Consider the following 275-nt stretch of genomic DNA (forward strand, 5'->3'; position numbering starts at 1 on the left):
GGTAAGCAGCCAAAGACAGCGAACCCATGCGTGCACGATTCGGAAGCTAACCGTGACTTTCGTTACCCATCTCGACCCTCTCGACACGCCCGTGCGCCGCAAGGAGAGAGGCGCGTTCTTCACGCCTCCCGCGATCACCCGTTTCATCGCGCAGTGGGCGATTCGCACGTCGCAGGATCGCGTGCTTGAACCTGCCGCTGGCGACGCTGAATTCCTGGTTTCCGCGGTCGATCGTCTTCGTGAACTTACTCCCGGCAGCGCCTCTCGGCCCAAGG

General features: G+C 62.2%; 1 protein-coding gene. It reads left to right on the top strand.

Translation table 11 applies throughout. From position 1 onward, the window contains the following. Positions 1–52 precede the first annotated feature (52 nt). A partial coding sequence (locus SB764_RS40030; RefSeq protein ID WP_410866752.1) for an N-6 DNA methylase occupies positions 53–275 on the top strand: 223 nt, incomplete at its 3' end.

The sequence above is a fragment of the Paraburkholderia sp. SIMBA_027 genome, from assembly GCF_046535315.1.
Lineage (GTDB): Bacteria > Pseudomonadota > Gammaproteobacteria > Burkholderiales > Burkholderiaceae > Paraburkholderia > Paraburkholderia tropica.